The 9142-nt window shown below is 72.1% G+C and carries 9 protein-coding genes; 8 read left to right on the top strand and 1 reads right to left on the bottom strand.

What is annotated here, in order from left to right; all coding sequences use genetic code 11:
- Positions 1-351 precede the first annotated feature (351 nt).
- Positions 352-666: a hypothetical protein gene (locus B7X32_RS14880; protein WP_292721179.1), complete on the bottom strand. Its 315-nt coding sequence runs from the start codon at positions 664-666 to the stop codon at positions 352-354.
- Positions 667-939: 273 nt separating this feature from the next.
- On the opposite strand from B7X32_RS14880, the gene B7X32_RS14875 reads away from it, so the two are divergent.
- The 8 genes from B7X32_RS14875 to B7X32_RS14840 all read left to right on the top strand — a co-directional run.
- Positions 940-2388 (top strand): aldehyde dehydrogenase family protein, encoded by a 1449-nt coding sequence (locus tag B7X32_RS14875; RefSeq protein WP_292721178.1) that lies wholly within the window; start codon positions 940-942, stop codon positions 2386-2388.
- 189 nt (positions 2389-2577) lie between these two features.
- A complete protein-coding gene (locus B7X32_RS14870; protein ID WP_292721177.1) occupies positions 2578-4458 on the top strand; it encodes an FAD-dependent monooxygenase in 1881 nt (626 codons plus the stop codon).
- 180 nt (positions 4459-4638) lie between these two features.
- Positions 4639-5640, top strand: a complete 1002-nt coding sequence (locus tag B7X32_RS14865) for an amidohydrolase family protein (RefSeq protein ID WP_292721175.1) — start codon at positions 4639-4641, stop codon at positions 5638-5640.
- Positions 5641-5674: 34 nt separating this feature from the next.
- Positions 5675-6697: a hypothetical protein gene (locus B7X32_RS14860; RefSeq protein ID WP_292721173.1), complete on the top strand. Its 1023-nt coding sequence runs from the start codon at positions 5675-5677 to the stop codon at positions 6695-6697.
- The gene (locus B7X32_RS14855; protein WP_292721171.1) at positions 6694-7365 is read left to right on the top strand and encodes an RraA family protein; all 672 of its coding nucleotides are present in this window, start codon (positions 6694-6696) and stop codon (positions 7363-7365) included. The genes B7X32_RS14860 and B7X32_RS14855 overlap by 4 nt, the downstream gene beginning before the upstream one ends.
- Positions 7362-8015, top strand: a complete 654-nt coding sequence (locus B7X32_RS14850; RefSeq protein WP_292721170.1) for an RraA family protein — start codon at positions 7362-7364, stop codon at positions 8013-8015. Before B7X32_RS14855 ends, B7X32_RS14850 begins: the two co-directional genes overlap by 4 nt.
- Positions 8012-8689 (top strand): 4-carboxy-4-hydroxy-2-oxoadipate aldolase/oxaloacetate decarboxylase, encoded by a 678-nt coding sequence (locus tag B7X32_RS14845; protein ID WP_292721169.1) that lies wholly within the window; start codon positions 8012-8014, stop codon positions 8687-8689. Before B7X32_RS14850 ends, B7X32_RS14845 begins: the two co-directional genes overlap by 4 nt.
- Positions 8686-9142, top strand: a 457-nt coding sequence (locus B7X32_RS14840) for an FAD-dependent monooxygenase (RefSeq protein ID WP_292721167.1), incomplete at its 3' end; no start/stop codon positions are given. The genes B7X32_RS14845 and B7X32_RS14840, both read left to right, overlap by 4 nt.

The following is a 9142-nucleotide window of genomic DNA, read 5'->3' as shown; positions in this document are numbered from 1 at the left end:
GCGAGCTCAACCCCGGCGACCACGTGCACGTGGACGCGAAGGACGGGAAGTTCGTCTTCACGACGGGTCCGCGCGGCGAGAAGGTCGCGGTCGGCGTCAACACCGCCGGCACGATCCCGACCACGCCGGACATCGCGGCCGGCGCGGCCTGATCGGATCCGGATCCCGTACGACAAAGGGGGACGAGCACTTCGGTGCTCGTCCCCCTTTTCGTGCGTTCGACGGGGGGCGTCGAGCGAGGAAGATGACGTCGACCGAGAACGAAAGGCAACTGCCCCGCGGGATCGCCGCGTTTCGTCTCGCTCCGCCTGCGGCGGTGCTCTCTCAACGCTCTTAGAGAGAGGGCTGCCCTCAGCGGCCGCGGGCGGGGGAGGTGCGCCGCCGGCTGCGGGCGGGGCGACGCGAGCGATGCGGCGCCGCGGACGCGGGCGCACCGAAGGACTCCAGCGCACTGCGCGCGGCGGAGAGGGACGGGTAGCTGCCGAGGCGGCGGCTGTGTCGGTCGTGCAGGACGTGGGACGCGCCGTCGACGGCCACGAAGCCGGCGTACTCGCCGTCTCGGGTCGCCACGTACACGTCGTGGTCTGCCTGTTTCCAGGTGATGTTCATGATGATGCTCAGATGTTCGAGGGCGGTGTCGACCGCCGGAAGGATCTCGCCGGGCACGCGGACGCGCGTCGATGCGGTTCGCGGGCATGCGCTCCGGCCGAGGGGATTCGCGCGGTGCCGAAGAGACGTCGGCAGTCCAGGCGCGGAATCTCCGAGCCTAGCAGATCCTGCTCCCGCATGCATACTTCAGCGCTCGCGCACCGGCTCCGCGTCCCACGACACGGTGTCTGAGGCGAGCGCCTCGCCTTGCGCCGCCGCGACGGGGAGACCGGACGCGGACGTCGAATAGCATCGCCCTGGCAGCACTCGACGAGGAGGACGGAGACGGCGATGGCACGGTGGCGCATCGAGGACATCGACGGGCTGATCTTCTCCGACGGGTGGCGCGAGGGGGCAGGCGGCGTCCAGCCGATCGTGTCGCCCGGCGATGGCGGCGTCGTGGCTCTGGCAGGACTCGCCGACGAGTCGGACGTCGAGCGCGCGGGCGCGAGCGCCGTCGCGGCGCAGAGCGCCTGGAGCCGCACCTCCTACCGCACCAGATCCGACGTGCTCATGGGCGCGGCCGCGGCGCTGCGCGAGATCCGCGCGGACGTCGAGCTCGTCCTGATCCGGGAGAGCGGGTCCCTGCCCGGCAAGGCCCGCCACGAGGTCGACAAGGCGATCGACGAGCTCGTGGCCGCAGCGGGTCTCGTGACGATGTCGCAGGGCGACCTCCTTCCCGTCGAGGATCCCGGGACGATCGGGATGGCGCGACGGATCCCCGTCGGCGTCGTGGGCGTGATCTCGCCCTGGAACGCCCCGCTCATGCTCGCGATCCGCTCGGTCGCGCCGGCGATCGCGCTCGGCAACGCCGTGCTGCTCAAACCCGACGTCAAGACGGCGTTCTCGGGAGGCGCCGCGATCGCCGAGGTGTTCCGCCGCGCCGGGCTCCCGGACGGCGTGCTGCACGTGCTCCCCGGCGGCCCCGCGACGGGCGAGGCCGTGGTGCGCTCGCCGCACACGGACGTGATCTCCTTCACCGGCTCGTCCGCCGCGGGCCGCCGGGTCGGCGAGGTCGCGGGCGGCCTGCTCAAGCGCGTGGTGCTCGAGCTCGGGGGCAACAACGCCTTCGTCGTGATGGCCGATGCCGATCTGGATCAGGCGGTCGCCGCGGGCGTCGCCGGAACCTTCCGGCACCAGGGCCAGATCTGCATGGCCACAGGACGCCATCTCGTGCACGAGAGCATCGCCGACGAGTACGTCGAGCGCCTGCGCGACGCCGCCGCGGCCCTGGTGCCAGGGGATCCGCTCGCTCCCGGCACGACGCTCGGCCCCCTCATCACCGCCGCGCAGACCGAGCGCGTGCACGGCATCGTGCAGGCCGCGGTCGCGGACGGCGCCCGCGTCGTGCACGGCGGCGCCCATGACGGGCTCTTCTACGAGCCGACCGTGCTCGACGGCGTCGACGAGGGCAACGCCGCCTTCCGCTCGGAGATCTTCGGCCCCGTCGCTCCGGTCACCCGGTTCCGCACCGAGGACGAAGCGCTCGCTCTCGCGAACGCGAGCGACTACGGCCTCACGGCAGCGATCCACACGCGCGACGTGGCCCGCGCCCTGGGCTTCGCCGCACGGCTCAGGGTCGGCATGGTGGCCGTCAACGGTCAGACCATCTACGACGCCGCGCACATCCCGATGGGCGGCATCGGCGCATCCGGCAACGGAGGCCGCCATGGCGGCCACTGGAATCTGGACGAGTTCACCTACTGGCAGTGGGTGACGATCCCCACGATCTCGGGCTGAGAGCCGGCCCGCGGGCGGAAGAGGACGTGCTGCTCCGAGGGGGACGGCACGTCCTCCTTCGTCGTCTCCGCGCGCGCTGACGGATGCGACATCGTGTCGGAATCGGCGGCCGACTTTCGCGCTCACGGCACGTATCGTCGCGTTCCGGCGTCTCCCTAGCCTGGGATCTCCGCATTCGAGGAGGAATCCGTGACCGCATCCGTGAAGAGCCCCCGCGCCGCCCTGCCGCCGCTCGGCGAGGACGAGTGGCCCGAGGCCGTCGAGGTCGTCGTCATGGGCGGCGGGCCGGTCGGCATGAGCTGCGCGATCCTGCTCGCCCAGCGCGGGATCGACGTGCTGCTCCTCGAGCGCCGCGACTTCGTGTTCCGGTTCCCCCGTGCGCACCTGCTCAACCCGCGCACCATGGAGGCGTTCCACGACATGGGCGTCGCGGAGGACATCTATGCCGCGACCCCGACGCACGATCGCTGGCGCAAGGCGGTCTGGTACACGACCGCGACGGGGCCGGGGCGCTTCGACGGGCTCAAGATCGGCGAGGTCCCGGCGTGGGGCGGCGGACCCGACGCAGAGCGGTACCGCGCCTCGAGCCCCCGCGCCTTCGCGAACATGCCGCAGCTGCGGCTCGACCCGCTCATCCACCGGCACGCGGTCGCCGCCGCGCCGGGACGGATCCGCGCGAAGCAGGAGGTCGTCGACATCCGGCAGGACCCGGAGTCCGCGACCGTCGTGATCCGCGACGCCGTCACGGACGAGGTCCGCGAGGTGCGTGCGCGCTACGTGATCGCCGCCGACGGCGGGCGCGACAGCGCGGCCCTGCTCGGCGTCGAGCTGGAGGGGCCTCGGGACATGCGGGAGGTCGTGAACTACCACGTCAGCCTCGACCTGTCCGCGTGGTCGGAGCCGGACGCGCTGCTCGGACACTTCCTGCATCCCGCGGGCGGGGCGCGGCGGCGCGGCACGATCCAGGCGCTCGGTCCGACGCACTACGACCGGGACTCCGAGGAGTGGCTGGTCTCGGTCGCCGGCTGGATGGTCGAGGGGGATCCGGACGACGAGGCCGCGCTGTTCGACTCGATCCGGCGCATGCTGGGCCTCGGCGAGGATCACGCGATCACCATGCACTCGATGACCCGCTGGACTTACAACGGGCTGGTGGCGAAGCAGTTCCGCGCCGGCCGCGTCTTCCTCGCGGGCGACGCGGCGCACAAGCACCCGCCGACCGGCGGCCTGGGCCTGAACAGCGGCATCCAGGACGCGCAGAACCTGTGCTGGAAGCTGGCCGCCGTGCTCGACGGCCAGGCGCCGGATGCGCTGCTGGACAGCTACCAGGCCGAGCGCCGGCCGATCGTCGCCTGGTACACGGCGCACTCCCTGGAGAACGCGAACCGGCACCCCCCGATCGCCGCGGCCCTCGGGTTCGGCGAGGACGAGGCCGAGGGCTTCCGCAACCTCGAGGTGTTCGTGAGCGACACCCCGGAGGGGGAGGCGATGCGCGCCCGCGTCGCGACGGAGGTCGCGCACAATGCGCACGACTACAGCCAGCTGGGCGTCGAGGCCGGGTTCCACTACGAGGCGGGGGCGCTGGTCCCGGACGGCACGCCGGTGCCGGGAGACCCGACGGATCCCACGGACTTCCAGGCGACCTCCCGTCCGGGGCACCACCTCCCGCACGTCTGGCTGCGGAGCCCCACCGCCGAAGACGGCGCCGCGGTGTCCTCGCACGACCTCGTCGCGCGGGTGGGACTGACCCTGCTCACCTCGGCATCCGCCGCCCCGCGCTGGCAGGAGGCGATCGACCTCATCGGCGGCGCCCTGCCCGTCACGGTCGTGGCGATCGACGACGCCGATGACGCCTGGCGCGCCGCGCGCGAGGTCGGCGACGACGGCGCGCTGCTCGTGCGCCCCGACCGCAAGGTCGCCTGGCGTGCGCCAGGGATGCCGGCCGACCCGTCGATGGCACTCGACGACGCGCTCGCGGTCATCCTCCGCGGCGGCGACGCCCCCGCGGCGGATCCGGCCGAGCCGTTCCTGAAGCGCATCCGCGCCGCCGCGAGCGTGCTCGTGCAGTGACCCAGGGCCGCGGGGGCTGAACGGCGGCGTCTCGGGCGGAGCCGATTCGGACACCGTGTCGGATCCACCAGGGGGAGTTTCCCCCAGCCCGCCGATCCGCCCCGATGCGGGCTCTCATAGCGTCGAGACAGCGACGAAGCCCCGGCCCTCCGGACCGCAGAAGACTCAGAAGGAGCCCCCGTGATCATCGATGTCCACGGCCACATGTCCGCCCCGGACGCGTACTACGCGTGGAAGGCCTCGCTGCTCGCCGCACGGGGCTCGCACGGCGGCAAGCCCCCGGTCATCAGCGACGACGCGCTCATCGCCTCGTACAACGCACCGCACCCGAGCTTCGGGAACATCTCCCACCTCGACCACATCGACGGCGCGGGGATCGACCTGCAGCTGCTCTCGCCGCGTCCGTTCCACGCGATGCACTCGGAGCGCCCGACGAAGATCGTCGAGTGGTTCACGGCCGAGACCAACAACCTCATCCACCGTGCGACCGGGCTCTTCCCCGGTCGGTTCAAGGGCGTCGCGGGGATCCCGCAGAGCCCCTACCTGAGCGTCGAGCAGTGGCTCCCCGAGCTGCGCCGCGCCGTCACCGAGCTGGGATTCGTCGGGGCGATGGTCAACTCCGACCCCTTCGAGGGCACCGAGGTCCCCCCGGCGATGGGCGAGCGCTACTGGTACCCGCTGTACGAGGCGCTCTGCGAGCTCGACGTTCCGATGCTGCTGCACTCCGCGGGATGCAAGTTCCCGTCCCGCGAGCCGTACAGCCTGCACTTCATCCAGGAGGAGACCGTCTCGGTCTGGAGCATGATCCAGGCGAACGTGTTCGCCGACTTCCCCGACCTCAAGGTCGTCGTCGCCCACGGCGGCGGGGCGATCCCGTACCAGATGGGCCGCTTCCTGCCCTCTGTCGTGCGCACCGGGGTCTCCTACCTCGACAAGCTGCGCAACTTCCACTTCGACTCCTGCCTCTACACGCAGGAGAGCCTCGAACTGCTGCTCAAGGCCGTCGGCACCGACCGGGTGCTCTTCGGATCCGAGAAGCCGGGGACCGGGTCGCAGATCGACCCCGCGACCGGACGCTGGTTCGACGACATCCACCTGCTCATCGACGACATCGAGTGGCTCGACGACACGCGTCGCGCCGACGTGCTCGAGAACAACGCGCGCGCCCTCTTCCGTCTCTGACGGCCGCGCCCCGCACTCCGAGAAAGGATCCACCATGACCGAGATCGTCGCCGGATTCGGCACCTCGCACGGCCCGCAGCTCAAGGCGACGCCGCCCGAGGCCTGGGAGACCCGCGGGGTCGCCGACCGCCGCAGCAAGGGCTTGAAGTTCCGCGGCGGGACGTACTCGTTCGAGGAGCTCAAGGCCCTGCGCGAGGACTTCTCCGCGGAGATCACGCACGACGTCATGCAGCGCCGCTGGGACAGCTGCCAGGCGTCGATGGACGCGCTCTCCCGCTTCATCGAGGAGCAGGACGTGGACGTGCTGGTCATCATCTCGAGCGATCACAAGGAGACCTACGGCGACGAGTGGCTCGCGCCGTTCTCGGTGTTCTGGGGCGACGAGGTCGCGCACGTGCCGTACACCCAGGCGCAGCTGGACGAGATGGCGCCCGGTCTCGCCGAGGCCGCGATGGGCGACGTGCCGGATCGCACGGTCGTGCGGCCGACGCACCGCGCGCTCGGCAAGCACATCATCCAGTCCACGCAGGCGGACGACTTCGACACCGGGGCGACCGAGGTCATCCCCGCCGGACGCTACGAGAACCACACGATCCCGCACGGCTTCGGCTTCATCTACCAGCGCTTCCTCGGCCAGGACTCGACAATCCCGATGGTGCCGATCTTCATCAATACGTTCTGGGAGCCGAACCCGCCGAGCGCCAAGCGCTGTTACGACTTCGGTCGCGCGGTGGGGCGGGCGATCCAGTCCTTCCCCGGCGACCTGCGCGTGGGCGTCGTCGCCTCCGGCGGCCTCAGCCACTTCGTGATCGACGAGAAGCTCGACTCCGAGTTCATCCAGGCGATGAAGGACCACGACGCCGAGTACCTGTCGTCCATCCCTGCGGGCGAGATGATGTCGGGCGCCTCCGAGCTGCGCAACTGGATCGCGGTCGCCGGGATCGCCGACGAGGTGGGCCTCGGCGTCACGAACGTCGACTACGAGCCGTGCTACCGCACCGAGGCCGGCACCGGCAATGCGATGGGCTTCCTCACCTGGGAGCGGAACGGCCGATGACCGATCCGATCGTCGCGGCGCTCCGAGAGCTCGACAGCTGTGCGGTGTCGGACGCGCTGGACACGCTCGGGCTGCCCGGCGCGGTCACCGCGCTGTCGCCGCGCTGGCCGTCCGGCACGGTGACGGCCGGGCGGGTGCGCACGGTCACCGCGGGACCCAAGGCGACGGGCGGACCCGCGACGCACATCGCGACGCCGCTCGTCGCGGTCGCCGAGCCCGACGACGTCGTGGTGATCGACAACCACGGCCGCACCGACGTGTCGTGCTGGGGCGGCCTGCTCGCCGAGGCCGCCGTGCGCCGGGGCGTCGCCGGCGTGATCGTCGACGGCGCCTGCCGCGATGTGCAGGAGAGCGCCGCGCTCGGCCTGCCCCTGTACGCCCGTGCCGCCGTGCCGGTGAGCGCCCGGGGTCGCATCGTGCAGCTGGCCTCGGACGAGCGGATCCAGGTCTCCGGCGTCTCGGTCGCCTCGCACGACTACGTGATCGCCGACGTCAACGGCGTCGTGTTCGTCGCCGCGGATCAGGCCGAGCGCGTCGTCGCTCTCGCGCGGCGCATCGCGGACCGCGAGGAGCGCATGGCGGAGGCCGTGCGCGCCGGCCGCGACGTGAGCGAGGTCATGCACGACTCCCAGTTCCCCACCGTCACCGCAGAGGAGCGAACCCCATGACGGACACCCTCATCGAGCGCTTCCGCGCGCTCGGCACCGCGACCGTCTCCGATGCGCTCGACAAGCTGCGCCGTCCAGGGAGCCTGCTCGGCCTCGCCCCCCTCGCCGACGGCCAGCGCATGATCGGCCGCGCCTTCACCGTCCGCTACGTCAGCGCCCAGGTCCCGGCCGGCACGGTCGGCGACTTCATCGACCAGGTCGAGCCGGGCCAGGTCGTCGTGCTGGACAACGACGGCCGCGTGGACTGCACCGTGTGGGGGGACATCCTCACCGCCGTCGCGCACCACCGCGGGATCGCCGGCACCGTGATCGAGGGCGTCTGCCGCGACACGCACCGCGCCCTCTCGATCGGCTATCCGATCTACAGCCGGGGCCGCTTCATGCGCACCGGCAAGGACAGGGTCGAGGTCGCCCAGGAGCAGGGGCCGGTCACGATCGGCGGCGTCACCGTGCGGCCGGGCGACATCCTGCTCGGCGACTCCGACGGGGTGGTCGTGATCCCGCAGGACTGCGAGGCAGAGGTGCTCGAGGTCGCCGAGGGCATACACGCCCGCGAGGAGTCGATCCTCGCGGCGGCGCTCGGCGGGGCCTCGATCGCCGAGGCCCGGGCGCGCTTCGGATATCACGACCTGCAGCGGGCCGAGGCGTGAGCGGCGCCGGAGAGCACGACGTCGCGGAGCTCGACGCGGCAGAGCTGCTGCGGCTCGGGAGCGCGACGCTGTACGAGGCGTCGGGGCTGGACTGCTTCCTCGACGCGGCGTTCCGTCCCGCGTGGGACGGGGCGGCCCTGGTCGGTCGCGCGGTGCCGGTCTCGGCGCAGGCCGGAGACAACCTCGCGCTGCACCACGGCCTCGAGGCCGCAGGGCCGGGGGACGTGCTCGTCGTCGACGGCGGGGGAGCGCCCTTCGGCTACTGGGGCGAGGTCATGGCGGTCGCGGCGCAGGCGCGCGGGATCGCGGGGCTCGTGATCGACGGCGGCGTGCGCGACACCGCGCAGCTGCGGGAGCTCGGCTTCGCCGCGTTCAGCACCTCGATCTCGATCCGCGGCACGATCAAGCACTGGCCGGGGACGATCGGGATCCCGATCACGCTGCGCGGCCGGGTGGTGCGCGAGGGCGACCTCGTAGTCGCCGACCGGGACGGCGTCGCGATCCTGCCCTCCGGCGACGTCGACCGGATCCTGGACGCCGCGCGCGCCCGCGCCGCCAAGGAGGACGCCTACATGGCGCGTCTGCGCGCGGGGGAGCCGACCCTCGACCTCTACGACTTCCGCCGCCTCGGGGATCCGATCCGCCGCGCGGCCGACACGAACGGAGCACGATGACCGGCATGCCGGACGCCGACGTCCTCATCATCGGAGCAGGCCCGGTCGGCCTGCTCGCCGCGCTCGATCTCTCCTCCCGCGGCGTCTCCGCGATCGTGGTCGAGACGCGCGGCTTCCTCGAGCCGCCGAACGTGAAGTGCAACCACGTCGCCTCCCGCACGATGGAGAGCCTGCGCCGGCTCGGGATCGCCGCCGAGGTGCGCACGGCGGGGCTGCCTGCCGACTACCCGCAGGACGTGGCGTTCCGCACCTCCCTCACCGGCGCCGAGCTGTCCCGGATCCCGATCCCGGCGAGCGGCGAGCGGTACACCGCGACCGTCGGCCCCGACACGACGTGGGCGACCCCGGAGCCGCCGCATCGCATCAACCAGACCTTCCTGGAGCCGATCCTCGCCCGGCACGCCGCGGCGGCGCCCGGCGTGACGCTCCTCGACCGCACCCGGTTCCATTCGT

Source organism: Microbacterium sp. 13-71-7 (genome assembly GCF_002257455.1).
GTDB lineage: Bacteria > Actinomycetota > Actinomycetes > Actinomycetales > Microbacteriaceae > Microbacterium.
This window is presented reverse-complemented; position numbering and strand designations above follow the sequence as displayed.

Excerpts from the sequence above, each read along its gene's own strand:
- B7X32_RS14850 (WP_292721170.1), top strand. The coding sequence starts at position 7,362 with ATGACGGACACCCTCATCGAGCGCTTCCGCGCGCTCGGCACCGCGACC.
- B7X32_RS14875 (WP_292721178.1), top strand. The coding sequence starts at position 940 with ATGGCACGGTGGCGCATCGAGGACATCGACGGGCTGATCTTCTCCGAC.
- B7X32_RS14855 (WP_292721171.1), top strand. The coding sequence starts at position 6,694 with ATGACCGATCCGATCGTCGCGGCGCTCCGAGAGCTCGACAGCTGTGCG.
- B7X32_RS14860 (WP_292721173.1), top strand. The coding sequence starts at position 5,675 with ATGACCGAGATCGTCGCCGGATTCGGCACCTCGCACGGCCCGCAGCTC.